Origin of the sequence: Acinetobacter sp. OYA S30 (genome assembly GCF_033599315.1) — a bacterium.
Lineage (GTDB): Bacteria > Pseudomonadota > Gammaproteobacteria > Pseudomonadales > Moraxellaceae > Acinetobacter > Acinetobacter baumannii.
In genome coordinates this window covers 20,802-47,152 of sequence record NZ_JAWVAV010000019.1, presented here as the reverse complement: position 1 = coordinate 47,152, position 26,351 = coordinate 20,802, and the positions used below count along the sequence as shown (strand labels likewise).

At 40.7% G+C, this 26,351-nt stretch carries 27 protein-coding genes and 2 pseudogenes; 13 read left to right on the top strand and 16 right to left on the bottom strand.

The window, feature by feature from the left end; translation table 11 throughout:
- Window positions 1-52: 52 nt before the first annotated feature.
- On the bottom strand, window positions 53-871 hold the full coding sequence (locus R5R67_RS11155) for a hypothetical protein (RefSeq protein WP_000471034.1): 819 nt from the start codon (window positions 869-871) through the stop codon (window positions 53-55).
- Window positions 872-1,524: 653 nt separating this feature from the next.
- On the opposite strand from R5R67_RS11155, the gene R5R67_RS11150 reads away from it, so the two are divergent.
- The 5 genes from R5R67_RS11150 (at window position 1,525) to R5R67_RS11130 (ending at window position 6,648) form a co-directional block, all read left to right on the top strand.
- Window positions 1,525-2,970: a cytochrome ubiquinol oxidase subunit I gene (locus R5R67_RS11150; RefSeq protein WP_000052002.1), complete on the top strand. Its 1,446-nt coding sequence runs from the start codon at window positions 1,525-1,527 to the stop codon at window positions 2,968-2,970.
- Window positions 2,963-3,967, top strand: coding sequence for a cytochrome d ubiquinol oxidase subunit II (cydB, locus tag R5R67_RS11145; protein WP_000566431.1), 1,005 nt, complete (start codon window positions 2,963-2,965; stop codon window positions 3,965-3,967). The genes R5R67_RS11150 and cydB overlap by 8 nt, the downstream gene beginning before the upstream one ends.
- A gap of 14 nt (window positions 3,968-3,981) precedes the next feature.
- Window positions 3,982-4,116 (top strand): hypothetical protein, encoded by a 135-nt coding sequence (locus R5R67_RS11140; RefSeq protein ID WP_000749814.1) that lies wholly within the window; start codon window positions 3,982-3,984, stop codon window positions 4,114-4,116.
- Between the two features lie 98 nt (window positions 4,117-4,214).
- Window positions 4,215-5,633 (top strand): PLP-dependent aminotransferase family protein, encoded by a 1,419-nt coding sequence (locus R5R67_RS11135; protein WP_000278264.1) that lies wholly within the window; start codon window positions 4,215-4,217, stop codon window positions 5,631-5,633.
- Between the two features lie 97 nt (window positions 5,634-5,730).
- Window positions 5,731-6,648, top strand: a complete 918-nt coding sequence (locus R5R67_RS11130; RefSeq protein ID WP_000401804.1) for a LysR family transcriptional regulator — start codon at window positions 5,731-5,733, stop codon at window positions 6,646-6,648.
- A gap of 49 nt (window positions 6,649-6,697) precedes the next feature.
- Here the strand turns inward: R5R67_RS11130 and madM are convergent, their stop codons facing one another.
- The 10 genes and pseudogenes from madM to gcvA all read right to left on the bottom strand — a co-directional run bounded on the left by madM (window position 6,698) and on the right by gcvA (window position 15,027).
- Window positions 6,698-7,462, bottom strand: coding sequence for a malonate transporter subunit MadM (madM, locus tag R5R67_RS11125; protein ID WP_000229914.1), 765 nt, complete (start codon window positions 7,460-7,462; stop codon window positions 6,698-6,700).
- Entirely contained in the window at window positions 7,455-7,871 is a 417-nt protein-coding gene (gene madL / locus R5R67_RS11120) for a malonate transporter subunit MadL (protein ID WP_000587904.1), read from the bottom strand. Before madL ends, madM begins: the two co-directional genes overlap by 8 nt.
- A gap of 48 nt (window positions 7,872-7,919) precedes the next feature.
- Window positions 7,920-8,858, bottom strand: a complete 939-nt coding sequence (gene mdcH, locus R5R67_RS11115) for a malonate decarboxylase subunit epsilon (RefSeq protein WP_002040913.1) — start codon at window positions 8,856-8,858, stop codon at window positions 7,920-7,922.
- An 11-nt stretch (window positions 8,859-8,869) separates the two neighbouring features.
- On the bottom strand, window positions 8,870-9,478 hold the full coding sequence (locus tag R5R67_RS11110; protein ID WP_000245149.1) for a malonate decarboxylase holo-ACP synthase: 609 nt from the start codon (window positions 9,476-9,478) through the stop codon (window positions 8,870-8,872).
- On the bottom strand, window positions 9,469-10,296 hold the full coding sequence (mdcE, locus tag R5R67_RS11105; RefSeq protein WP_001017587.1) for a biotin-independent malonate decarboxylase subunit gamma: 828 nt from the start codon (window positions 10,294-10,296) through the stop codon (window positions 9,469-9,471). Before mdcE ends, R5R67_RS11110 begins: the two co-directional genes overlap by 10 nt.
- On the bottom strand, window positions 10,293-11,144 hold the full coding sequence (locus tag R5R67_RS11100) for a biotin-independent malonate decarboxylase subunit beta (RefSeq protein ID WP_000129620.1): 852 nt from the start codon (window positions 11,142-11,144) through the stop codon (window positions 10,293-10,295). Before R5R67_RS11100 ends, mdcE begins: the two co-directional genes overlap by 4 nt.
- Window positions 11,137-11,436, bottom strand: coding sequence for a malonate decarboxylase subunit delta (locus tag R5R67_RS11095; RefSeq protein ID WP_000448951.1), 300 nt, complete (start codon window positions 11,434-11,436; stop codon window positions 11,137-11,139). Before R5R67_RS11095 ends, R5R67_RS11100 begins: the two co-directional genes overlap by 8 nt.
- A gap of 2 nt (window positions 11,437-11,438) precedes the next feature.
- Window positions 11,439-12,324 (bottom strand): annotated as a pseudogene (locus tag R5R67_RS11090) (triphosphoribosyl-dephospho-CoA synthase).
- The gene (gene mdcA, locus R5R67_RS11085) at window positions 12,324-14,003 is read right to left on the bottom strand and encodes a malonate decarboxylase subunit alpha (RefSeq protein WP_000399245.1); all 1,680 of its coding nucleotides are present in this window, start codon (window positions 14,001-14,003) and stop codon (window positions 12,324-12,326) included. Before mdcA ends, R5R67_RS11090 begins: the two are co-directional and overlap by 1 nt.
- Before the next feature lie 109 nt (window positions 14,004-14,112).
- Window positions 14,113-15,027: a transcriptional regulator GcvA gene (gcvA, locus tag R5R67_RS11080; protein WP_001088001.1), complete on the bottom strand. Its 915-nt coding sequence runs from the start codon at window positions 15,025-15,027 to the stop codon at window positions 14,113-14,115.
- A 184-nt stretch (window positions 15,028-15,211) separates the two neighbouring features.
- Between gcvA and R5R67_RS11075 the strand changes: the two genes are divergently transcribed.
- Window positions 15,212-15,886, top strand: coding sequence for a cupin domain-containing protein (locus tag R5R67_RS11075; protein WP_000905128.1), 675 nt, complete (start codon window positions 15,212-15,214; stop codon window positions 15,884-15,886).
- A 9-nt stretch (window positions 15,887-15,895) separates the two neighbouring features.
- Window positions 15,896-17,083: an MFS transporter gene (locus R5R67_RS11070; protein WP_000941187.1), complete on the top strand. Its 1,188-nt coding sequence runs from the start codon at window positions 15,896-15,898 to the stop codon at window positions 17,081-17,083.
- A 7-nt stretch (window positions 17,084-17,090) separates the two neighbouring features.
- On the opposite strand, the gene R5R67_RS11065 is transcribed toward R5R67_RS11070, so the two are convergent.
- Window positions 17,091-17,684, bottom strand: a complete 594-nt coding sequence (locus R5R67_RS11065; RefSeq protein WP_000060344.1) for a GNAT family N-acetyltransferase — start codon at window positions 17,682-17,684, stop codon at window positions 17,091-17,093.
- 42 nt (window positions 17,685-17,726) lie between these two features.
- The gene (locus R5R67_RS11060; RefSeq protein ID WP_000275746.1) at window positions 17,727-18,362 is read right to left on the bottom strand and encodes an FMN-binding negative transcriptional regulator; all 636 of its coding nucleotides are present in this window, start codon (window positions 18,360-18,362) and stop codon (window positions 17,727-17,729) included.
- 115 nt (window positions 18,363-18,477) lie between these two features.
- Here R5R67_RS11060 and R5R67_RS11055 point away from each other — a divergent pair, with 115 nt between their 5' ends.
- Window positions 18,478-20,016, top strand: coding sequence for a PLP-dependent aminotransferase family protein (locus R5R67_RS11055; protein ID WP_025467459.1), 1,539 nt, complete (start codon window positions 18,478-18,480; stop codon window positions 20,014-20,016).
- On the opposite strand, the gene R5R67_RS11050 is transcribed toward R5R67_RS11055, so the two are convergent.
- Window positions 19,976-20,665: an LrgB family protein gene (locus tag R5R67_RS11050; protein WP_001028714.1), complete on the bottom strand. Its 690-nt coding sequence runs from the start codon at window positions 20,663-20,665 to the stop codon at window positions 19,976-19,978. The genes R5R67_RS11055 and R5R67_RS11050 overlap by 41 nt on opposite strands.
- Window positions 20,666-20,678: 13 nt before the next feature.
- A complete protein-coding gene (locus R5R67_RS11045; RefSeq protein WP_000102771.1) occupies window positions 20,679-21,110 on the bottom strand; it encodes a CidA/LrgA family protein in 432 nt (143 codons plus the stop codon).
- A 110-nt stretch (window positions 21,111-21,220) separates the two neighbouring features.
- Here R5R67_RS11045 and R5R67_RS11040 point away from each other — a divergent pair, with 110 nt between their 5' ends.
- From R5R67_RS11040 to yghU, 3 genes are all read left to right on the top strand, one after another.
- Window positions 21,221-22,126: a LysR family transcriptional regulator gene (locus R5R67_RS11040; protein ID WP_000949917.1), complete on the top strand. Its 906-nt coding sequence runs from the start codon at window positions 21,221-21,223 to the stop codon at window positions 22,124-22,126.
- A 119-nt stretch (window positions 22,127-22,245) separates the two neighbouring features.
- The gene (yfcF, locus tag R5R67_RS11035; protein ID WP_001058363.1) at window positions 22,246-22,872 is read left to right on the top strand and encodes a glutathione transferase; all 627 of its coding nucleotides are present in this window, start codon (window positions 22,246-22,248) and stop codon (window positions 22,870-22,872) included.
- 33 nt (window positions 22,873-22,905) lie between these two features.
- Entirely contained in the window at window positions 22,906-23,766 is an 861-nt protein-coding gene (gene yghU / locus R5R67_RS11030) for a glutathione-dependent disulfide-bond oxidoreductase (RefSeq protein ID WP_000071894.1), read from the top strand.
- Window positions 23,767-23,803: 37 nt separating this feature from the next.
- On the opposite strand, the pseudogene R5R67_RS11025 reads toward yghU, so the two are convergent.
- Window positions 23,804-24,723, bottom strand: a pseudogene (locus tag R5R67_RS11025) (LysR family transcriptional regulator).
- A 125-nt stretch (window positions 24,724-24,848) separates the two neighbouring features.
- On the opposite strand from R5R67_RS11025, the gene R5R67_RS11020 reads away from it, so the two are divergent.
- A complete protein-coding gene (locus tag R5R67_RS11020; RefSeq protein ID WP_001027449.1) occupies window positions 24,849-25,586 on the top strand; it encodes an SDR family oxidoreductase in 738 nt (245 codons plus the stop codon).
- Window positions 25,587-25,824: 238 nt separating this feature from the next.
- Window positions 25,825-26,334 (top strand): rhodanese-like domain-containing protein, encoded by a 510-nt coding sequence (locus R5R67_RS11015; RefSeq protein WP_000992243.1) that lies wholly within the window; start codon window positions 25,825-25,827, stop codon window positions 26,332-26,334.
- Window positions 26,335-26,351 lie beyond the last annotated feature (17 nt).

Here is a 26,351-nt window from a genome sequence, read left to right as displayed (position 1 = left end):
TTTTATAACAGTATTCAATCTTGATATAACACCAATCAAAAGCATGGCATTGCTAAGCAATTTGTTTTTTGTGAAGACTATGCTGACTTTGCAATAAGGTTTGCATATATTCTGAATAGACAGAAAGTTTTTCGAAAATATGCTCTGAGTAAAACATGTCATCAATTAAGTGTGTCATTTGATTGGCAGTAAAGATATCGCATAGGCCGACCAGTGCTGCATTCATTTGAGCAAACAGAGCGCATAATTGAACATACACTTCATCTTTATTTTTAAATAATAATTTACGCATATCTAGCTGATCTAAGCCTTTTAGACCCTCATCTTTTACGACTTTTACCCAATGAATTTTTATTTTTAAGAACTGTTCAAGTTGCTTTAAAGCCTCTAAATCAAGCTCTAAATGGGTGATTAAAAAAACTGTAGAGATATCACTTCGACATAATGCTTTAATTAAATTTAAATAAATAAATTCAGCTTCTCCTATCTCTATTAGTTCTAAATCTAGATATATTTTTAGGCTTTCTAAAACTTCGTCTACCTTAAATACGACCTTCTTGTCAGCTTGATAGTATTTATTAAGGATAGTTAGCACAGATGGAGTCGCCGGTGTTGTATAAATGGCTGCTTTGTTTAAGTTTGCAAAAATAAATGGCGAGAATAGATAAGCCAAACTGCTTTGCTGTGGCTCAATGTGAGACTGAATTAAATACACGGTTTGAGTTTTAGAAAAATCCCTGAGTACTTTCGCTCTAAGTAAGGTTGCTTCAAGGTTCACATAAGTCTGTTCCAACTGATCTATTACCAAGGTGGAAATAGACTGATTTTTAATAATTTTATGAATAATGTTCAGTTGAGAAGTGATAAACATTTTTTAACATCCAAGCTATTTTAGAAGCGCTACACTTACACTTAGGTCTTTAAGAAACACGCAACAACCAGACCCTACACAAAACAACAATGGAATAGAAAAGAAGAACACTATCATGTACTTATATAAAATCTAAAACAGCGTTCACATTATGTCTTGAAAGTTGATTTAGGTTGGCGGTAAATCCTGTTCATTTTTATTTTGAACTTTAGAGGACTGGATATATAGCTACAGATGATTGAAAAAAAACTATAGCACGCCATCAAAACACGGTTTAACTGTTATAGTTTTATAAAAAATTTCTGTATCTACATATACAAATACAGTGAGTGCATGATTAAGAAAACTTCTTAAGGTAGGTAGTTTTCATGAAACGATCTATTGCATATCGCCAGATATTTCATCAATGTTTCAATGCAACATGTATTTTTACAAATGCAACATCAAGCCTAAACTTTGTTAACAGATTGAGAACAATCAATCGTTCTATTCTCTTGAAATATCAAGCAATTATGTTGCTTTACCCTGTTGGCACTTTACTTGCTAAGAACATTTATCACAGAAGTAAGCCTAATTGCCAAAGTACTTTTTTGCCTGAAATTAAGTATTTAAATCATTTAATCATCATCAGCTAGTTCACAGGGGGAAAGTTTATGAGCCTCGGTCTAACCGCTTTAGAATTAGCACGAATACAATTTGCTTTTACAGTATCCTTCCATATTATTTTTCCGGCCACCTCTATTGGACTTGCCTGTTTTTTGGCAGTTTTGGAATGGAAATGGTTAAGAACGCAAAACCCTATTTATAAAGATCTATTTAAATACTGGATTAAGATCTTTGCCGTTGCGTTTGGTATGGGAGTTGTTTCCGGTGTCGTGATGAGCTATCAGTTTGGTACCAACTGGAGTGAGTTTTCACGAGTAGCAGGAAGCATTACTGGTCCTTTACTTACCTATGAAGTCTTGAGTGCCTTCTTCTTAGAAGCGGGTTTCTTAGGAATCATGCTATTTGGTTGGGGCCGTGTTGGTCCTAGAGCCCATTTCTTTGCAACGCTTATGGTTGCCATCGGAACATGTATTTCGATGTTCTGGATTTTATCGTCCAATAGCTGGATGCAAACACCGCAGGGTTTTGCCATCGAAAATGGCATTATTGTGCCAAAAGACTGGCTAGCTATTGTCTTCAACCCGTCCTTCCCTTACCGCTTTGCGCATATGGGTGCTGCTGCCTTCTTGGTTTCATCTTTATTGGTAGTGGGAACATCTGCTTGGCACTTGGTAAAAGGCCGTCGTGATGAATTGGTGAAAAAATCATTCTCGATGGGTTTATGGATGGTGCTTGTGACTTCTTGTTTACAAGTGGTGATCGGCGATAACCACGGTTTAAATACTCGTGAGCATCAACCTGCCAAACTTGCTGCTATGGAAGGCCACTGGGAAACCAATCATAACGAGCCTATGCCACTACTGTTATTTGCCATTCCGGATATGAAAGAAGAACGAAATCACTTTGAAGTGGGCGTTCCATATTTGGGTAGCTTAATTTTGACTCACAGTTTAGATGGACAAGTGACTGGCTTAAAAGAATTCGCACCTGAAGACCGTCCAAACTCGACCATTATTTTCTGGAGTTTCCGTGTCATGGTGGGTCTTGGCGTCCTTATGGTCACCTTATCACTCATTGCTCTTTGGTTACGTAAAAGAGGAAAACTCTATGAAACATCATGGTTTCATAAATTTGCTGTAGTGATGGGACCTGCAGGTTATGTGGCAATGCTGGCTGGGTGGATTACTACCGAAGTAGGCCGTCAACCTTGGGTGGTCTATGGCATTATGCGGACCAAAGATGGTTTATCGCATACTGTTTCAGCAGATCAGGTGGGTCTAAGTCTCTTTATTTTTGTGGTGGTGTATACAATCGTTTTTGGTAGTGGAATTTACTACACCTTAAAACTCATTAATAAAGGCCCTGTATTTATCGACACGCCAAATATGGAAGCAGGCGGCGTAGGACACTTTAAAACACCGATGCGTCCACTTAGTGCAGTTGATGAAAATATTGACAGCAAACAAAACTCTGGGGAGAACCGTCATGATTGATCTTTCTTTAATATGGGTCGGTATTATCGGTTTAGGTGTTTTAATTTACGTGGTCATGGATGGCTTTGACTTAGGAATCGGGATTATGTTCCCCTTCATTAAGAATAGCCAAGAACGTGACGTGATGATGAATACCGTCGCTCCTGTCTGGGATGGTAATGAAACCTGGATGGTACTTGGGGGTGCTGGCCTGTATGCAGCCTTCCCGCTGGTCTATTCAACGGTTTTATCTGCGCTCTACCTGCCTATTATTTTCATGGTCATTGCCTTGATTTTCCGTGGAGTTGCTTTTGAATTCCGTTTTAAAGCTCATCGGACCAAACACCTTTGGGACTTAGCTTTTATTTGGGGTTCGGTTTTAACGAGCTTCCTCCAAGGGATTATTTTAGGGGCCTATATTCAAGGGATTAAAACCGAAAACGGTATTTTTGCCGGTGGCCCTTTTGACTGGCTTACTGCATTTTCCATTTTCACAGGTATTGGTGTAGTTGCCATGTATGCCACTTTAGGCTGTGGTTGGCTCATTTTAAAAACTGAAAAAGGCTTGCAGCAACGTATGTATGAGCTGATGCCAAAGTTAATTATTGCGCTGCTCATTATCTTTGGTGCCGTCAGCTTATATACGCCGTTAACACACCCCGAAATTGCAGATCGTTGGTTCTCTTTACCAAATCTGTTTTATTTTAGTCCAGTGCCTATTTTGGTCTTATTGTTTGTTGGCCTGATTTTATCGGCATGTAAAAAACAGCAAGATCACAAACCATTTATATATACCTTGGCATTGGTCTTCCTTGCCTTTACTGGTTTTGTAATTAGTTTGTGGCCAAATATCATTCCACCATCAGTTACGATTTGGCAAGCGGCAGCGCCTCATTCCAGTCAAATGTTTGCTTTAGTGGGTGCGCTTATTCTGATTCCAATCATTATTACTTACACCATTGTGTCTTACTGGGTATTCCGTGACAAAGTTCGTGTAGGTGATGAAGGTTATCATTAAGGTACGGGGGTGTTATGAAAAAGTCGTCAGTTAAACTCAGTCAAACCCAATGGTTTATTCTGTTATGGCTTGGCGGTTTTTTAGCCTTAGCTGTGATTGCGGGTTTGTTTAAAGTGATATTGATTTATGCTGCCCCTTACTTAAAGTAAACCCATCCTTATAAACAAATGCCGTTTGTAGATTCTGCAAGCGGCATTTATTATTGGTTCAGTGCATCTTTTATTTTGTTATTTCGTGCAGCCCATACATGTATAAATCAGAACAACTCGCCCATAGCATTCGCCAACTTATTGAAAGCGGCACTTTAAATGCACATGAGAAATTACCTTCATTAAGAGATCAGGTCCAACGTTCTGGTTTTAGTTTAATGACTGTGATGAATGCTTATCAGGAGCTTGAATCACAAGGTCTGATCTATTCAAAGGAAAAGTCTGGCTATTTTGTTGCCGAGCAAATTGCACTAAAGCCACTGGAACAATATTCGATCGTTTCACTTAATTCTAAAATTGAAATTAATTCTTTAGTTTTTAAATATCTTAAATCGATTCAACATGAGTCTGTTGTGCCTTTTGGTTCAGCTTTTCCTGATAGTCAACTTTTAGCTGCTCCCAAACTTATTCAAATTATGGGGCAACTTGCACGGCAAAGGCAAAGCTATGACCAGACAGCAAGCCTACCTCCCGGTAATTTAGCGTTAAGAAAACTAATTGCTCAGCGCTACTGTATGCAAGGCATACAGACCGATCCAGATGACATTGTCATTACATCTGGAGGATTAGATGCACTCAATCTTTCTTTACAAGCAGTAGCCAAACCGGGTGACTATATTCTATTGCAACAAACCGTGTTTTACGGTGCTTGGCAGGCTGCTGAACGTTTAGGGCTTAAGGTCATTACCATTCCCGAACATCCACAACATGGTTTTGACCTAGAGGCTTTTGAGCAGGTTATTCATACATATCCAATTAAAGTATGTTGGCTCATGTTAAATAGCCATAATCCGATTGGGTTTACGGTCAGTGATGAGATTAAATATAAAATTGCCAAACTGCTTCATGAACACCAAATTTACTTAATTGAAGATGATGTCTATGAAGAGCTTTATTATGGCGGGCAAAAACCACTTTCGATGAAGTACTTTGACCAACAAAATCTGGTGCTACACTGCTCGTCTTTTTCTAAAACTTTAGGCGCAGGCTTTCGGGTCGGTTGGGTCTATGCGGGTAAATTTTCGGACCATATTCAACACTTGCAGCTTATGAGTACTATTTCAGTGAATGCACTCATTCAAAATGCGCTGGTTGAATTTCTGTCTCATCATCATTATGAAAAACACTTACGCACGCTTAGACTTTCACTTGAACGTTATAAAAAGCAGTTTTACCACTATTTGAAGCAACATCTGCCCGCGACCTGTGAGATTTATTATTACCCAAGCGGTTATTTTCTATGGGTTAAATTGCCTCATAAACTCGATAGCATGCAAATTTATGAAGAACTCATCCAACAAGATATTGGTGTTGCGCCAAGCCCACTCTTTAGTGTTTTACCTGCACAGCAGCATTATTTGAGAATCAATTGTTCTTTTGAGTGGAACGAAAAAATTCAAGCTGCTTTAGATCAAGTCATCAAAACTATTCAACAAAGGGTCGAAGCAAGCCTGTAAAGTGATGCTTCGACCTAAGCACAATTTTAAAGTATTTAATTTATGATAGTTTCATCTTAAAGCGCGATTTTAAGAGTAAGAATATCTGGATGTTAATATGGAAATAGATGAAGAACTGACTCTTAAAAAAATACAGATTTTTTTGGCCTTTATGCGCTGTGGCAACTTGTCTAAAACCGCGGCAGAAATGCAACTGAGTAATGTCAGTGTTCATAAAGCACTACACTCTTTAGAAAGCGCTTTACGTTGTCCTCTTTTTAAAAATGAAGGCCGTAACCTCATTCCTTTAAAAAGTGCTTATGTATTTGAAGAACGGGCGCAAAAAATCGTACAAGACATTTTTATCACCGTAAATAAAACCAGAGAAGCCGCTGGTTTTGCAGCCAAAGTTTTACATTTAGGTTCACTTTATTCTTTGACTGTAAATACGATTCCAAATGTGATTAGCGGTCTTAAACTCAGACGTAGTGAGCTTGATATTCAACTGTTGCTGAGTTCAAATCAGGATTTGGTAAAAAAGCTGAAAGCCACTGAGCTGGATGCAATCATTGTAGCTTTAAATGAAACCACTCAAGATGATGACTTTGAAATTTTGCCAATGTTTTCAGACGATATTTTTTTGGCAGTTAATAAAGATTCAAAATATGCCGATTTTAAAGACATTGATTTAAGCCTTTTAAAAGAAGAAACTTTTTTAACTTTAACCAAGGGTTTTGCCACTCATAACGACAGCGACATCATTTTTAAAAAAGCCGGTTTTTCACCTAAAGTTGCTTTACAGGTCAATGATATTTTTACCCTCATTAGTATGGTCAGCTCAGGTGTCGGTTTCGCACTATTACCTGGTCGTATTTCTGCGGTTTATGAAAGTTCGGTAAAACTTATTCCCTTAAAACAGCAATACCACATGCAACAAGAAATTGGTCTGGTCTTTTTAAAAAGTAAAGAACGCGACCCAAACTTACTTGCTCTGATTGCTGAATGTCGTATGTTTGCATCTAACTTTAAAAGATAGAAGCTGCTGCGAATAACAACAGCTCTTTTGCCTGATTATAAAATACGTATTAACCCACCAAAGCTTTAACCGCAAAGAACAGAATAGTTGGACCCATTAAGCAACCAAGGCCCGTGTGAAAAGTTGCTGTAAGTGCACCGTAAGGCACTAAACGGCGGTCTGTAGCAGCTAAACCAGCTGACACGCCACTTACCGTTCCTGCCAAACCACCAAAAATCATCGCAGAACGTGGATTGTCTAATCCCATAAATTTCGCAGTGAGTGGTGTTGAAACCATTACACAGATTGCTTTCACCAAGCCAGTTGCAATTGATAACGCCATGACCTCAGAACTCGCACCAATGGCCGCACCCGTAACTGGCCCAACAATGTAAGTCACTGCACCTGCGCCAATTGTGGTAATACTTACCGCATCGCGATAGCCAAAAATCCACGCAAACATACAACCGACAATAAATGGCAAAATGGTCCCGAGAAATAAAGAGAAGGCACCAATAAATCCAGCTTTTTTGGCCTCAGTCGCTTGTACTTCAAATGCTGTGGCTACAATAGTAAAGTCACGAAGCATTGCACCGCCCATGAGTCCTACACCTGTAAAAAGTGCAAGGTCAGTCAAGCCTTTTTCACCACCTGTCATTTTTCCGCCAAACCATGCCAAAATCAAACCAATTACAATCGCAATTGCTGAAGCATGCACACGTCCATTGGTTAAATATTTAGAGAGCTTGGTCGACAGCCACATAATTAAGGCAATTAAAGCAAAAGCTGTAATTAAACCTAAATGTGTTAAGTCTTTTAATAATAATTCAACCATGAACTTTACCTCCGATTCGGTTTAAGGCTGTGTCCTCTTCTTTAGGTAAAGGGCTGGCTTTGTTAAATCGACTTAGACCAGCAATAGTAAGCGTACAAACTGCAACTGAGACTACAGCCGCAAAGAGTGCCATATGGCCACTCGATAATGCTGCCACTACATTTTGTTGGGCTGCCATAGCAACAACAACCGGGATATACATGGTGCCCCAGAATGAAACTCCTTTTTCAGTTTCAACTGTCATCATTCCACGTTTTTCCATCCATAACCGTATACAAATGAGTAAAATCATGGCGATACCCACGCCACCAACATTGGACTTTACACCCAATAAAACGCCTAATAGATCACCAGCAATTACACCAACCAAGGTGCAAAGTGCGAGTAAACCAACTCCATATATAATCATGACAATCCCTCATATCCTTGGATCATTTATGCTTTTGTAAAATCTGACTCAAAAAGAAAAACTATTTGCCTGTTCTTTTTGCATTGCCATCTGAATGCTGTCTAAACGTGTTCCCTGAAATGACAATACAGTTCCTTCTTTAAATGTTCGACGTGCAAGTGTAGTAAGCACCGTTCCCGGCAAAGCTTCGATCTGTAACCTCACACCTCGCTCCCATGCAGCTTGGATGGTACTTTCCCAATCTACAGTTCGACTCATATTAAAAGCCAAGTCATCACCAATCTGTTCTGGCCTGCTAAGCGTACGAGCCGTTGTACCACTTAAATAACGTATTTTAGGCTGCTTTAAAGTCACTCCCTCCATAGACGCTGCAAGTTGCTTTGCTTGCTGACTTAATAATTCACAGTGCGATGGCACCGATACATCTAATTTTTTTGCCACCACGCCTTGTTGCTTTGCTAAAACAGCAACTTGAGTCATGGCTTCAAAGCTTCCTGAAATAACAATCTGGTTATGTGCATTAATATTTGCGACAAACACCTCTGGCGTTATTTCATAAATTTGTTTGACCCATGTTTCAACAGCTGCACAGTCTGTACCAATCAGGGCCGTCATACCATAGCCAGTTGGATAGGCGTTTTGCATGAGTTCACCTCGATAGGCAACCAAACGAACGGCATCCTCAAAGGCTAAAACTCCTGCTATAACCGCAGCCGACCATGCGCCAATTGATAGACCCGCTACATAATCAGGTGTTAAGTTTTCCGCTGTTAATAAAGCTGAACTCACCACACCTGAAATCAGTAAACAAAGCTGTACTGCACGTGTCGACTGCAATGCAGCTGGACTATCTAGCATCAAAACATCTGCTTTGAGTGCATCCGATGCACGCTCAAGGTATTCTTTAACCAGAGCGTTTTGAGGTAAGTCGTGCAGCATATTGCTTCGTTGCACACCTTGTCCCGGATATACCCAAATTGAAGCCATGATATCATTCCCTAATTCCATGGGTTTTCTAATAAAACAGCACCATCAGGACGTTTTAATAGAACTTTTCTGCTATTCCTTGCCCATTCTTTTAATGCCAAACCGCCTTGTGGAAGTTGAAGCTGTATATCCACATTCAGCCCTGCTTGCTGAAAATTTTCGAGTAGCTCAACCGCCTGCTTTTTGGCAAAAGGCTGTTCAGCTCGAATCAACAAATCTATGTCACTTTGCTGATTTACTGTTTCAATTCCCGTTGCTAGTTCAAAGCCGAAACTTCCTGTATATCCCCAACATTCTGAAAAGTTTTTCATAATGCTGGAAATGCTCTGTAAACGTTCTGCCAAGTGCTCAAACTGTTGCGTATCTACGCGAGTCAGCGCTTCTGGCTTAAGCTGCCTGCTAATTAAAGATCTTGGCATTTGAGCTGCATATCGTTGATAGCGAAGTTGTCCTCTTACACCCACAGCCACCTGATCTACAGGAGTAATTGCCCGTCGAACCACAACAGGATCACCACGTTGCAATACCTCTCTCACCCAATGCGGAGCATCATCAGCCAAGCAATCGACCGTCATACCCCACAACAAATCATGGGCTTCGAGCTTAAGTTTCATGACCATTGCTCACGCAATAATTCACGGACCTTTTTAGACATTTGACGGTTTTGGCCATGCAGTCTTTGTTCCAGTCCTCTCGATTGCTCAGCATTAATTTCTTTAAACGCTTGAGCAATTGCCTGTTTCGCTAACAAAAGATCATCGTTTGTCGGTTGTTCAGGGTTTTCAACAGATAACAGTTCCGATAACAAACCAAGCGTGGCATAACTTTCAATGTCATAAGCCATTGGAGGAATGCTTGACCCCAATTGCTCTAACTCATCAACTGACCGCAAGGTAACGCGTGCAGCAGATTCCTTACCCATTGCATGCACCATAACACCTGAATCTTTTAAGGCAATAATACGATTGGCTTGGTATCCATGCGCCAAGAAAGCACCAGACATCGACTTACCAACCAATAAACTCACAATAGGATGACCTGCCAATCTGGCTCTAGCATAGCTATCTACTGCACCCGCTAAAGCTTGATGAATACCTAATAATTCTTCGCGGCGCCCATAGGCCTGACTTGGAACATCAACTAAACATAAAATAGCGCGTTTAGTTTCCGAATGAATATCAGCTTGAATTACTTCATTAACTGCTTTTGCTAAACTCCAGCCTTCTAATAATCCAACTTCCCCTTGTTTTGCCCGAGGGAACAGATTATTGCTGTCTTGAACAACGGCAATCACACGTACCGCTTGCTGGTCAAGCTGACCATCAGCCACCCAAATCGAAGCTGGAAAACCTTCAACTGTTTTAAAGCCCTGCGTGAGTGCTTTAAACCAATGTGCACCGCGAGTAGATGCTTTTAATGTATCAACGGCGATATTCATGCTTGCTCTCCTTGATACAAAGCTTGAACTTGTGCTGGGGTAATCTGCTCAGCAGTATCAACTTGTTGTAGCTTTTCTAAATAGAATGAGTAATTTGAACTACGATGCTGATGAGGTACGCCTTGAGTTAAATAATCGATGACTCGCTGACGAATTTTCTGGCGATCATCGTCTACATAAGCATCTGCCAAACCACTAGTGAAGCGCTGATTACCACCCGTAATACTCCATATAAATGGACGATCTTTGGCGTTATATTCTTGTACACCAGCTTCTTGTTCTATCACTTGTGGGCCATTTAGACCTAAACGTCCTTCTTGTGTCATTACAATATAGCTACATAGTCCAGCTGCAATTGACATACCGCCGAAGCACCCTACACTGCCTGCGACCACAGCAATTACGGGTTGATACTGCCGTAAGTTCACAATTGCAGCCTGAATTTCAGCAATTGCAGCCAAACCCAGATTTGCTTCTTGTAAGCGAACGCCACCCGTTTCCAACAATAAAATTGCAGCTGTTGGAATGCCTTTTAGATTGTCTTCAACCGCAAGTTCTAAGGCACCCGCAATTTTGGCACCGCCCACCTCACCTAAACTGCCACCTTGAAATAAGCCTTCAATAGAAATTAAAACCACTGGGCGTTCTTGAATAGATCCTTTTGCAATCACCACGCCATCATCGGCTTGCGGCACAATATTCTGTTTAACGAGCCAAGGCGACATAACACGGGCAAATGGGTCGAGTAACTCTCGAAAAGTCCCTTCATCTAATAATGCTTTAGCACGCTCTCTTGCACTCAGCTCAATAAAATCTTGTTTATTTAACAAGCTCTCGATATCAGTCATGAGCAATCTCCTCCAATGCTTGTTCCAGACGTAAGCGAACGACACCGGGAGTTGCACCAAAGTCATGAATATCAATATTGACCGCTGGCGGTATTTGAGCAGTAAAAATCCGTTCAAAAAGGTTGTGCCAACGTGCTGCACTGCCATCTACAGAGGTAACGACATGAATAGAGGCTTTTCCCTTTTCACCAGGTTCCATCAAAATTTCTAAATCGCCCGAGCCAACACATCCTACCAACGCTTTTTTTACAGGTGGCTCTGTCGCCACAAATTCAAAATGAAGTGTTTCCATAATCAAAATCCTTCTTTATTTTTTGACAGATGTCTGCTCAACACGATCTATAAATAGTGTTGCTGCTAATAAGTCTGCGGCTCCACCAGCAGACGCCTTCATCCGAAGCAGGTCAATCTCTAAAAGATGCAAAGCACGTCGACCTTCTAAGCTTGAACTACCGCCCAAATCCAGTATTTGCTGAGCACCTTGTTGCATACGCTTTAAACCAGATGTGCCAGAGCGATAAAGCACACAGGTATCGGTCAGGTCAGTCATCATGGCAAGTAAGGCATCTAAGCGAGCAAACTCTTCTTTCATGGGTTTACTACGACTTTGATAAAGTTGCTTTAACCCAAAATTCACAATAGTTGGAAAGCCTTGTTGTGCCTGTTCCTTGGCACCTAAGATGCCTAATTTCTTTTGTACTTGCTGACCATGACTCAAAGCCTGCTTTGGAATAAAGCGATCTTCAAACTGAGCAATCTGGCCTGCTAACTGGCATAGCTCAACAGCAGAAAAGTACTGTTGATTCGTGTGCGCTAATGCTGCTGCGGTAACCATTAACCCTAATGCCCAAATTGCACCGCGATGTGTGTTGACACCATTTGTCGCCAACATCATGGTCTTTTCACCTTGGCGGCCAATTTCTCCAATGTCTTCGCGTAAGGCCAGACAAACTTTTCCGTGATGCTTCGCAGCTTGAGCCATCGCTTCAAACATGGGTCCTAAACTTTTCGCAGAGCGCTCCATTAATTCCAAAGTCAGGTCATCATGTGCACCACTGCCACGGCGATCTACCAAGGCTGGTTTAGGCGTCAGGTTAACTTCATCAATTAAAGCCTCGACCGCCATATCTGCTAAAAGCTGACTATCGCTAAATGTTTGATATTGAACTTGTGCCATCATTACCAACTCCTAAATTTTGCAGGGGGTTGATATAAACCATCAGACCATGTCACCAAGTCGGCAATATTTTTTGCAGCTAAAAGTTCACGTGTGGCATCGGTACGGCGAATACCTAAATCTTCAGGGAATACCACCAGACCTTCACGTCTCAAGCGCGCTGTCGTTTTTGGGTCTTGAGTTAAACCAATACTGGTCACACCTGCCACCGCAGCAATCATGGCTTGGCGCTCTTCTTGGCTGTTTGCTTTATATAGATAAGCAATGCCTTCTTCGGTCAGTAAATGGGTCACATCATCGCCATAAATCATGATCGGGGCTAAAGGCAAACCTGCGTTTTTAGCCACATCAATCGCATCAAGACGTTCTACAAAAGTTGGCTTGCCACCCTCTTGGAAGGTTTCCACCATTTGAACAACTAACTTTTTACCACGTGCCAAATAGGTTTCTGTTTCATTGGCACCTTGCAAACGCATATCCAGCCATGCTGGCGTATCGTGACGACGTCCACGTGGATCATGCCCCATGTTTGGTGCACCACCGAAACCAGCCAAACGACCTTTGGTGACAGTTGAAGAATGGCCCATACCATCAACTTGCAAAGTTGCGCCAATAAACAAATCAACGGCGTACTGACCTGCGAGCTGACACATCATGCGGTTGGAACGTAGCGCACCATCACGACCTGTAAAGAACACGTCGGGACGAGCTGCAACATATTTTTCCATACCGAGTTCGGTACCAAAACAATGCACGCTTTCAACCCAACCTGTTTCAATCGCTGGAATTAAGGTTGGATGCGGATTTAGTGTCCAATTTCGGCAAATTTTTCCTTTTAAACCTAAAGATTCACCATAGGTCGGTAAAATCAGTTCAATTGCCGCAGTGTTAAAACCAATACCATGGTTTAATGATTGCACATTATGCTTTTCATAAATTCCGCGAATTGCCATCATCGCCATGAGCACATGCACTGGCTTGATATGTTTCGGGTCTCGAGTAAATAACGGTTCGATATAAAATGGCTGATCCGCCACCACCACATAATCCACCCAAGAAGCAGGAATATCGACACGGGGTAACTCTGAGACGTCATCGACCAGTTCATTGACCTGAACAATCACGATACCGTCACTAAAAGCAGCAGGTTCAATAAGTGCTGGAGAGTCTTCAGTACTTGGGCCTGTATAGATATTGCCTTGACGGTCTGCCATAAAGCCCGCTGAGAGCACCACATTTGGAATGAGGTCGACTACCAAACGTGAATATAGTTCGATATAGGTATGAATCGCACCAATCTCTAGTAAACCATCTTCAATTAACTGACTAATACGCAAACTTTGTGGGCCAGCAAAAGAAAAATCGAGTTTACGCGCAATGCCTTTTTCAAACAGATCAAGATGTTCCGAGCGCCCAACGCTCGGCATGATCATATGCAAATCATGCAAAATATCTGGATTGGTTTGTGCTAAAGAGCGCGAAAGGAAATCTGCCTGCTTTTGGTTATTTCCTTCCAGTACAACTTTGTCACCCGGTGTAATCAGGGTTTCTAAAACTTTAATAATGTCCTGAGTTGGGATTACCACACCATCGGTATATTGGTTTGCCATCTCTAGTTTTAGTTGTTTGGCATGACGCCGCTTTGTCCATAACCGTTCTTTATTCTGAACTGATCCTTCCATGTACTTACCTATAGATCGCAGTTTTATTCTGAATCTATAAAAACGCTTTATGGAATTTCGATCAATCAACCTATATCGTTAGTTATTAACTTCAGGTTAATGATTAATTTTATATTCGATGAATTTCTTCAAAAAACCAATCTAGGCAGATTTTGACTTTAGGTAAATTTGCGTATTGTGGTCGGTACACCAAATAATAAGAAAAGGGCGATGAGAAGTTAATTTGAGGAAATAATCGTATCAAACGTCCGGTTTGTATATCTTTTTGCACCATAACACTACGCGCTAACGCAACACCATGTCCTTCCATTGCAGCCTGTAAAACTGCAGATGAACTGTTGATTTGCATACCACGGCTAATATTAATGTCATTCAAACCTACACTTTTTAGCCAAGATTGCCACCCCGGAAATTGTTGATGTTTTTCCATCGAAAGGTCATGAATTAAAGTGATATTTTTTAGATCGCTCGGCGTTAAAAGCGATGAATGTTCATTTAAAAATGCGGGCGAACATACGGGATAAACCTCTTCATCCATAAGTTTAACGGCTTCTAAACCTTGCCATTGGCCTTGCCCATATCTCACCCCCACATCGACTTTTTGTTCTAAAAAATCTACGGTTTTCAAGTTAATGTCTAAACGAATATCAATATCTGGATATTGTTTTTGAAAATGATCAATTCTTGGTAATAGCCATTTTTCAGCAAATGCTGGACTTACCGCAATATTAAGCACACCTGATAGAGAATCTTGTTTTAATTTTTCCAAAGCCAAAGTCAACTTATCAAAACCCGCCCGAATATCCGGTAAAACCGACTCAGCCAGTTCGGTAGCAACCAGCCGATTTTTACCGTTAGTTTGCCGATGAAATAAAGGAAAACCTAACCAATCTTCAAGTGTGCGTACCAATTGCCCCACTGCGGCCGGAGTAACATTTAACTCTTTTGCCGCAGCAGAAAAACTTTTGTGTCGTGCACTGGCTTCAAAAGCACGAAGTGCATTGAGATAAACTGGTGAATTCATAACGCTAAAGATTTTCTTTATTGGGTAAGTAGATTATCTCATTTGGACTTATAAATCTTTATTTCTAAAATGCTCTGTAATCTATTCATAACGATTAAATTTTTACATCTTGAGTAGGCTTGCTCACTCACTTTATTTATTTTGTTATTGAATAAAGAGAATTGCCTTTAGGAGGAGAGTATTCATGTTGATCCATGCCGATTTTTCACAGGCTGTGATTATCAAACCTGAAGACTATCACTGGGTGAAATCTCCCCGTGGGGAAGTTGATCGGGTCATGCTTGATCGTATTGGTGATGAAGTAGCCCGTGCGACCAGTTTGGTGAAATATGCGCCCCATACGACCTTCCCTGAACATCGACATCATCATGGTGAAGAAATCCTCGTACTTTCAGGCGTATTTACTGAAAATCAAAATCTGCACTACTCCGCTGGATGGTATTTACGGAGTCCCCATCAGTCAGTACACCAACCATCGAGTGAAGAAGGTACATTGATTTTTGTCAAACTTATGCAAATTCCTACGTCAGAAACTCAAACCTTACGAATCAATACCAATGACCCAGCACAATGGCAAGAAATAGATTCGCGTTTAATTTGCACATTGGTTGATGCAAGTTATGAACACACTTATTTAGAAAAACTCAAGCCGCAGCAACTTTTTACTGAAAAAGCTGAGGGTGGAATCGAAATTTTGATTACCCAAGGTCAATTAGTTGATAAAGAAATAGTTTATGAAACTGGCACATGGATACGCCTACCACCGAAAACACATGCACATTTTCAAGCTGGTTTGTCTGGCGCTTCTCTTTATGTAAAAACCGGACACCTAGCCTCAGCCATTGCTGAATATAATTAAAGGCTCTTTATGCTGCAAAATACTATGCACCGCCAAGTATTAATTTTGGCGAGTTCCCAATCACTTTTCCAAACCGTTTCTGTCATGGTCATGACCATTGGTGGCTTGGCTGGGGCAAATATTGCAAATACCCCAACACTTGCAACGCTGCCCATCGCCTCTATGTTTTTAGGTACGGCCTTGATGATGTTCCCTGCATCAATGCTCATGGCAAGTGTAGGACGACGTAACGGTTTTCTATTTGGCGCTTTCTTAGGTGTGCTCGGCGGCATTATTGCATCAATTGGTATTTTTTATAGCTCACTCATGCTTCTGGCTTTGGGTACGCTATGTGTCGGGGCCTATCAATCCTTTGCTCAGTTTTACCGTTTTGCTGCCAGTGAAGTGGCAAATGATGCGTTCCGCTCACGCGCTATTTCTTGGGTGATGGCAGGTGGAATTGTTGCAGCACTGATTGGTCCGACTTTAGCCCGTTTTGGTGGACCCTTATTCCAGCATTTAGAATATATCGGTTCATTTTTAATTATTAGTATCATCTCACTTGTGGCAATGGGCATTTTATCTAGCTTACATATAGCTGATACAGTTGAGCAAAAGTCTGACTTTACTGCTGGTCGTCCGTGGCAACAGATTGTCTTTCAACCGACCTATTTAGTTGCTCTGTTTGGTGCCGTCACAGGTTATGGCATTATGATTTTAGGTATGACTGCCACACCAATTGCTATGCGTCATTCACACCATGAACTTGGGTCAATTACGACAGTCATTCAACTACATGTACTTGGTATGTTTTTACCCTCATTCTTTACTGGACATTTAATCGCTCGATTTGGTGTGCTTAAAATCATGTTTGCAGGTCTTTTATTATTTACTTGCTACATTGGGTTTGCTCTCTCAGGTATTCAGTTCGCATCTTTTGCTATTTCTTTAATTTTATTAGGCGTGGGTTGGAACTTTTTATTTATTGGCAGTACTTCTTTACTCACAGGAACCTATTCCGTAGCTGAAAAAGCCAAGGCCCAAGCCATTAACGATATGACCGTTTTTGTTGTCGGTTTGATTTGTTCGTTTAGTGCAGGTGCTTTACTGGATTTATTTGGCTGGAAAGCAATGAATATAGCTTTAATACCATGGCTGGTGATTGCCGCAGCTTCTCTCTTTTGGCTAAGCCAAAAAAGAGAAAAGCAGTTTGTTTAAATTCTTTTTAACGCGGTTTGCTCAATAGCCATTCTAGATTTTGACGGACCGCAGGCCACTCATGTTTTAAAATGCTATAAACATGAGTGTCCCGCAAAATATCATCTTTCACAATTTGATGGCTTCTTAGCACACCATCGAGCTTTGCACCTAAGCGTACAATCGCGGCTTGGCTTTGAACATTTAAAGAAGATGTGCGTAACTCAACCGCAATACAGTTTAAAGTCTCAAATGCATGAGCCAACAATAGCTTTTTACATTCAGTATTTACAGGCGTACGCTGTGCAGATTTGCGGTACCATGTCGAACCAATTTCTACACGGCGATGCGCTTCTTCAATATGCATGAGTGTTGTCATGCCCAGCGCTCGTCCCGTTTTTCGGTCTTCAATATAAAATGGCAACATAGAGCCGGATTTTTGCAAATCAAGACGTCTTTCAATTTCAGCAGTCATCTGTTCAGGTCTTGGCACACGGGTATACCAAAGATTATAGAGTTCCCCATCGCAAACGGCCTCTTTGAGCGCTTCAGCTTGAGTTACATCTAGCGGCTTTAAAATAACGTGCTCACCCACTAATTCAACAGGTGTAGTCAAAGACATCTTTATCTCCTCAATTGATATTAAGCTTTTATATTTTCAAAATTATTTATTTAACTCAGCCACACTGTACATGGCATTCGCTATAGTTTGATGACCAGATTTCAATAGGCCATCTGCTGCGCCTAAAATGTCTCGGCGTTCTTTGTTTTGCCCAAGTTTTGATTTTCCTTGCAGCTTGGTAATTTCAACCTCGATACCTACAATGGCTTTTAACATCGGTTCAAGATAATCCTTTGGTGCATCGGACATTTTCCATGGTTCAGGTTGAGATGCTTCATGAGTACGGGTTAAACGAGCCACAACACCGCGAACGTAACGTTCGTCATCTCGAATCGTCACTTTGCCATAAGCATGCACAACCCTATAGTTCCATGTGGGTACTTGTCTGTGCTGTTCATGTTTAGATGGATACCAGTTTGGTGAAATATAAGCATCGCCTGCTTGAAAAACGACCAATACCTCATCTCCATTTTTAATGTCCTGCCAAACAGAATTATTTCGTGACACATGGGCATGTAGCATGCCAAATTTCCCTTCATTTGCTTGCAACTCGAATGGAAGATGATTTGCATCTAAGCCATTACTTCCATGCGTAAAAAGCACCCCAAATGGATAGTCTGCAATAAGAGAATGCAATACATCCAAACGGTTTTCTGCAAAATCATCAGGGATATACATGGCTAAAAACCTCGCTGTAAATATCAGGGCTATTTATATTTTGTGTTGTAAATTTTCTGGTTTATGTGGTTTATTAAAAAGAACCACTTTGTATTTTTTTAAGTAGACCAGAATTATGGCAAGAATGGCAAAAGTTGTGGAACTTCCGTCTATTGCAAAGATTGATAAAAGCAAAGGAAAGATAAGTGCTCAACTGACTCAAGCTTTACGTGAAGCTGTACAAAGTGGTGATTTACAACCCGGTGATCCATTGCCTTCTTCTCGTGAACTGGCTTTAACCCTAGGTGTCGCTCGCGGAACCATTATTGAAGCTTATGATCAGCTTTTAGCTGAAGGTGTGTTTGACTCTCAACCACGAACTGGCACTTATGTGTCTCATGCTTTGGTTAAAACATCTGCAATACAACATTCATCGAAAGAAAATAAACCTAACTCGATCTTTTTGACCAAATCGGCACGTTCATATGCCAAAGTGCTTGATGAATTTAAGCCACTTCCCCATGTTCCTTTTGCGGTATCTGTCCCCGCTGGACGTACTCAACCAAGTGATATCTGGCGTAAATTTGGTAATAAATATAGATCACGGGGTGCAGGTGCTCCTTCGGGTTATGGCGAGCCTCAAGGTGTATTATCACTAAGAATTGCTATAGCAGACTATGTACGACGGTCACGTTCTGTCCACTGCGAACCTGAACAAATTGTGATTACGCCCGGCATTCAACAATCACTTTATGTTTGCAGCCAAATTTTATTTGAGGCGAAAGATGAAGTTTGGGTTGAAGATCCAGCTTATCGTGGGACAACAGCCATTTTTGAGCATACTGTACAAAACATTCGTATGGTACGTGTTCCTGTTGATGAAGAAGGCATTGAGGTTGAAACCGGAATTAAACTTTCTAAACATGCACGTGCTGCTTTTGTGACACCCTCTCACCAATATCCACTGGGCATGCCAATGAGTCTAGCAAGACGTACAGCTTTATTAGCTTGGGCAAAACAGCAAAATGCATGGATCATTGAAGATGACTATGACAGTGAACTTCGTTATAACGGTCAGCCCTTCCCATCTTTGCAAGGCATGGCACCTGACCAAGTCATTTATCTTGGGACTTTCAGCAAAGTCTTATTTCCATCGCTTAGGCTTGGCTATGCAGTGTTGCCTAAAGAACTGGTAGCTCCTTTTTGTGGGCTTAGAGTCTTAATTGATCGGCACCCGCCTGCTGCTGACCAACACGTTTTGGCTGCGTTTATTCAAGAGGGTTATTTAGAGCGGCATATTCGACGGACTCGAAATGTCTATGCAGAAGTTCGAGAATACATTATTGGTCTGATTGAAAAATACATACCTCAAGAACTGGCTTGGTTACAGCCGGGCGATCAAGGCATGCATATGGTGTTATGGCTTGCTCAACATATTAATGATATTGACGTTGCAAGCTCGGCAGTCGATGCAGGTATTGCCATCAAAGCAATTTCACCGACATTTTCAAAAGAGCGGCGACGTTCGGGTTTAATTGTCGGCTTAGGCGATTTTGAACCCGAACTGATGCAACAAGCTATCAAAAAATTATCAAAGATTATTCAACAGCACGCCAAGTCAATGTTGGTAAACCTTACAACAGCAACCATAGATGAATCGCAAATGGTCCAATGAGTACCATTAAAATACCAGCAATAACCATGGTTAAACTGGCAATCACCCCTTCTTCACTATTGCGCTGCTGTGCTCTGACTGTACCAAAACCATGCGCTGCGTTACCCAAGGCGGCACCATTTGCCACATTAGAACGGATTTTAGTAATTGCCAAAATTGCATCGCCACAAATCATACCGACCAAACCGGTAATAACAGTAAATAGGGAAACCAATGCCGCCGAACCATGAATATCTTCAGCTAAAATCATGGCAAAAGGTGTTGAAATAGAACGTGCCATCAAACTGTTAGTGACTTCAGGACTAAAGTGGAACCACTGCGCCATTTTATAAGCAGTCATCACGCCTACACTCATGCCCACAATAATCGCAATCGTAAGAACTCCGAGGTTTTTACGAATCGTTTCCCGATAACGATAAATCGGTATAGCGAAAGCTACCGTTGCAGGACCTAATAAATTAACAATCCACTGGGTATCTTCTGAATAAGTTTGGTATGAAATTCCAAAAATCGTCATCAAAATGATGGTAAGTACAGGCACACTAATTGCGGGTGATAACCAAAGTTTTGGATGTTTTTGATAGATTCGCTTTGCCACAACATAAGCGACCAAAGTCCAGATGAGACAAAGAATTGACCAGATATTCATGTCATTATGCTCTTTAGATATGCTTATGTTGAAGACGTTTTCTAGCCTGTAAGTAAGCCTTCAAACGATTGTAATAATGAATAGTCAGTGAAGTGCTTAACATGACTAAAATGGTTCCAACCGCAATGCTTAAGACGATTTGCCATCCTTCGGTCATAAACAGGGTTTTATACTGGACAACGGCAACGACTACAGGCACAAAAAACAGTAATAGCTCACCTAAAACCACAGTTGCTCCCATTGCCACCTGATCCATTTTGATAATTTTAAAGAACAGGCATAAAAGCAATAAAAACATACCTAAAATACCTGCCGAGACAGGCACACCGAGTTTTTGGTGTAAGAGATATCCGATCCACCAAAAACCAGCCAAAATCAAAATTTGTTTAACTAACACGAACAATGATGGTTGTGTGGGTGTTCCAGAAGCAGATTCAGTACTCATTTTTCGAAATTAAATGGTTAACTACACTATTATGCTAGCTTGGTTAAACCTGCTAAATATGAATTATTCATGTTAATATTATTCCAAAATGGAATAACTTATTCTTTATTATGCTTTCTCTAAAATCATTACAGTGCTTTGTTACTCTGGTTAAAACTAAAAGTTTTACCCGTACTGCTGAAGAGTTATATCTGACTCAGCCCACCATTAGTAAAATATTACAACAACTCGAAGAGCAACTTCAGGTACAGCTTTTGGTTAAACCCGATCATGGACGAAAAAGACAAATTGAATTAACCGAAATTGGAGAGCGTATTTATCAACATGCGGTCGAACTTCTTCAGGCAGAGCAAAACATCTTTCTTGAGATAGAAAACTACCAACAATTAAAAACAGGTACTTTAAAACTTGGCGTTCCACCTTTAGGTTCACAGCTCCTAACGACTGCCCTATTTGACTTTCATCGCCAATGGCCAGATATTGAATTAGCTTTTATGGAAGTGGGTTCACGCGGTATTGAACAGGCTTTACTCAATAATGAGCTAGACGTTGGGGTTTTATTGCAGCCTTTTGATGAACAAACTTTTAATAGCATCGAATTATGTAACTACCCTTTAATGGTACTTTTACGTCGTGATGCAACTTGGGCAACCCGCAAAAAAATAAATCTAGAAGAGCTACAACACCAATCATTTTTAATGTTTCCTGAAAATTTCTCTTTAAACAGTATTATTCTCGATGCTTGTAAGCAGCATGGTTTTTACCCAACCATTGCTTGCCGTACCAGTCAATGGCACCTCTTGGCAGACATGGTTTTACAACGTATGGGAATTGCGCTTCTCCCTCAATATTATACCGACATGCTTGACCCGACTTTATTTGCAGCAGTGCCACTCGAAAAACCAAATATTCAGTGGCATTTAGTCATGGCTTGGAAAAAGAATCTTCCTGTTTCACCAGCAGTACAAGCTTGGCTTAGCATTGTTCGTCAACATTTTCAGCACATTAAACCCTAACGTTGACCACCGAAATAGCTTAGTTCAAAAACCGATAAAGCTTTTCCACAAAAAAGCTACCCAATCTTGGCTTAGCTCACTTAGACTAGACCCATCTGTTTATCACACGGACAATAACAATGAATAACGAGCATTTTAAGCTGTATACAGATTCACAATTTCTAAGTCCCTATGCATTTACAGTTTTTGTAGGACTACACGAAAAACAAATTCCATTTGAAATAGCAACCATCGACTTAGGTCAGCAAGGCCAGTTTGAAACATCTTTTGTAGAAAAGTCATTAACAGCTAAAGTGCCTGTACTTGAGCATAACGATTTTGCCTTATCAGAATCTTCTGCCATTTTGGAATATCTTGAAGAGCTTTATCCAGACACAGCTATTTATCCAAAAGATATTCAAGCTCGCGCAAGAGCAAGACAAATACAGGCATGGCTCAGATCGGACTTAGTGGCACTAAGAACTGAGCGTCCAACCGATGTTATTTTTATTCAGCCCAAGTCCACTCCACTTTCCGAACAAGGCCAAAAAGCAGCAGAAAAACTTTTCTTTGTTGCAGAAAAACTTCTTGCGTCTGATGCCGAATTTCTTTTTGGTTCATGGAGCATTGTGGATGCTGAAATTGCATTAATGTTGCAACGTCTTATTCAAAATGGTGATGCTGTACCAGAGCGCCTAAAAAATTATGCATTACAGCAATGGCAACGTCCGACCGTACAAAAATGGCTTGCCTTGCGACATAAATAAATCCTTATATTTACACCAAACATGAGATAAAAAATGAGTAATTCAAACTATATTCCTCCACAAGTTTGGCAATGGACTGGAGAAAAAACCGATTTAAACCAACCTACCTCAGGTGCGCGTTACGAGCATACACTTCCAGTAGGAAAACATCCGCTCCAACTCTACTCTTTAGCAACGCCTAATGGTCAAAAAGTTACTATTTTGCTAGAAGAGCTTTTAGCGTTAGGACATAAAGATGCTGAATATGATGCATGGCTGATTAAAATCGGTGAAGGACAGCAATTTGGTAGTGGCTTTGTAGACATTAATCCCAACTCTAAAATTCCAGCATTGGTTGACCATAGCCAAAACCCGCCATTAAGAGTATTTGAATCTGGCTCAATTTTGCTTTACTTGGCTGAAAAGTTTAAAGCGTTTATTCCGACTGATATTGCTGCACGTACTGAATGCCTCAATTGGTTATTCTGGCAAATGGGCAGTGCACCTTACTTAGGTGGTGGTTTTGGACATTTTTATGCTTATGCCCCTGTTAAAATTGAATATGCGATTAACCGCTTTGCAATGGAAACAAAACGCTTACTTGATGTATTAGATCAGCATCTGGCAAAAAACGAATATTTGGCTGGTTCTGAATATAGCATTGCTGATATTGCAGCGTTCCCTTGGTATGGCGGTCTTGTTAAAAACTGGGTGTATAACGGCGCGGAGTTTTTAGGTGTCGATCAATATAAAAATGTTCAACGTTGGGCAGATGCGATTTTAGCGCGCCCTGCGGTACAACGTGGCCGTATGGTCAATCGTACCTTTGGTGATTTAACTACGCAGTTGCATGAACGCCATGATGCGAGTGATTTTGAGACCAAGACTCAAGATAAATTGCAGAATCAGTCTTAAAAATATCATTTAGTTTTTGACTTACCCGCAAGATATTTCATTTTTGCGGGTATTCAAAGTTGGCAAAATAACTCGTATATAACTCACTCAGCCAAGCGACAAAAACTCGTACGCGTGGCGAGAGCTGCCGATGCTGCGGATATAAAGCAGAAACTGACATCTTCGGGCTTTCCCATTCAGATAAAACCTCAACCAGTTGCCCATTTTTTAATTCATTTGCCACATGGTAGCGCGGTACTTGAATTAAGCCAGCCCCTTGTAAGGCAGATAATACATAGTTTTCAGCGTCATTTACCGCGATCCAGCTTTTCAAAAAATAATCTTGTTTTTTGCCATTCACCATCAATTCAAATGGATAATTCCGTCCGCCTGATGTCGAAAAGAAATTAACACAATAATGTGATAACAAATCTTCTGGTTGCTCTGGCGTTCCATGTTTATTTAAATAGTCAGGACTTGCACAAATGACCTGTGGCATATCGACCAAATGTCTAGCAATTAAAGTGGAATCATCTAAACGCCCCGCTCTCACCACGCAGTCTATGCCTTCCCTGAACAGATCAACCAAGCGGTCACCCGTACTGATTACCAGTTCAATGTCAGGGTATAACTGATGAAATTGATCTATATTCGGTAAAACAATTTTAGTTGCATGTGCGCCTGATAAATCGACACGTAATAAACCACGGGGCTGAGCAATTACATTACGTAAAGATGATTCGGCATCATCGAGTTCCGATAATATTTGTGTACAACGCTCATAAAATGCCTGTCCATCTAGTGAGGCCTTACATGCCGAGTCGTCCGCTCTAGTAAACGGCACTGTAAGTTATTCTCTAACTCCTTAATGGCATTACTTGCTGTAGCGCGTGGGATATTTAGCTGATCGGCTGCCTGACTAAAACTACCCAGCTCTACGATACGGGTAAAAAGTTGCAAGGTATCAAATTTGTCCATGGTGCTCGCTTTTAACCCTGTCTATTATTAATGTATATGGAATTATCTTATCCAATTCTAAGGATTTATCCCATATTTCTATATTATTAAAATAAGCCATACCTACTCAAACAGGCAATCTAAAAATGAATATTTCAAGAAAAACAGCTCTGGTTACTGGTGCATCACGTGGTATTGGCCGTGCTGTTGCAGAACGTTTAGCTCAAGATGGTTTTTATGTGATTATTAATTATGCTGGCAATAAAGCGCATGCCCAAGCCACTGTAGAACATATTATTGAGCAAGGTGGTCAAGCCTCAGCTATTCAAGCGGACGTCGCAAATGAACATGAGGTGAGTCGTTTGTTTCAAGAAGCTAAAGCGATTAACGGTCAGTTAGATGTGGTAGTTCATAGTGCCGGTATTATGCCTATGGCAAAAATTACACCTGAAAGCCTGCCAGATTTCGATAAAGTGATTCATACCAATTTACGTGGCGCGTTTTTAATATTGGCGCATGCGGCCGAAACGGTGCCAGATGGTGGCCGGATTATTGCGCTTTCAACCAGTGTAATTGCCAAATCTTTTCCGGCTTATAGTCCTTATATTGCGTCAAAAGCAGGTGTCGAAGGTTTGGTACATGTGTTAGCAAATGAGTTACGTGGACGCAATATCACTGTAAACGCCGTTGCGCCCGGCCCGACAGGCACTGACCTTTTTTACAATGGAAAAACTGACGAGCAAGTAGCGGCTATTGCAAAACTTGCTCCATTGGAACGGATCGGGACACCTGACGAAATTGCTGGCGTAGTTGCCATGCTGGCTGGTCCAGATGGGTGCTGGGTAAACTCTCAAGTCATTCGTGTAAATGGTGGATTTGCTTAATTTTAAAAACCGTGCGGATTATTTTAATCTGTACGGTTTTTTACTAAATAATAAAATTTCTTAAATCTATTTTATTTTAATAACTTTATAAGATTAACTAATACTTTTTTATATAAAATATTCACCGCTCTTATTTATCAAAATAATATATATAAATAGATATTCCTTATTTTTGCTTATATTTAAAACCGCGTAAATTGAACCTTAACAATCTGAATCAAAGATAAGGATATATTTAATGAACGCTAAATTAAATACTGAAACTCCGCAAAGTTTTATCTCAAATGGTTCAAATACATCCTTTTCGGCCGAAGATATTCTTGCTAAAGCGCAGCAATATGCACAAGAACACGAATTAAATTTTAGTGGCAGTTTATCACCTGTTGATGCATGGCAGCTTGTACAACAAGGAGAAGCTGTTTTAGTTGATGTGCGTACTAATGAAGAACGTAAATTTGTGGGTTATGTCCCTGAAAGTATTCATGTCGCTTGGGCAACAGGCACGTCATTTAATCGTAATCCACGCTTTTTAAAAGAACTTGAATCAAAAGTTGGTAAAGACAAAACCATTCTTTTGTTATGCCGTAGTGGCAACCGTTCAGCACAAGCTGCCGAAGCCGCATTTAATGCAGGTTTTGAACACATTTATAACGTTCTTGAAGGCTTTGAAGGTGATCTAAATGAACAGCAACAGCGTAATCAGAAAAATGGCTGGCGCATCCACCAACTTCCTTGGCAACAAGACTAATACTTCAATCAATTTTC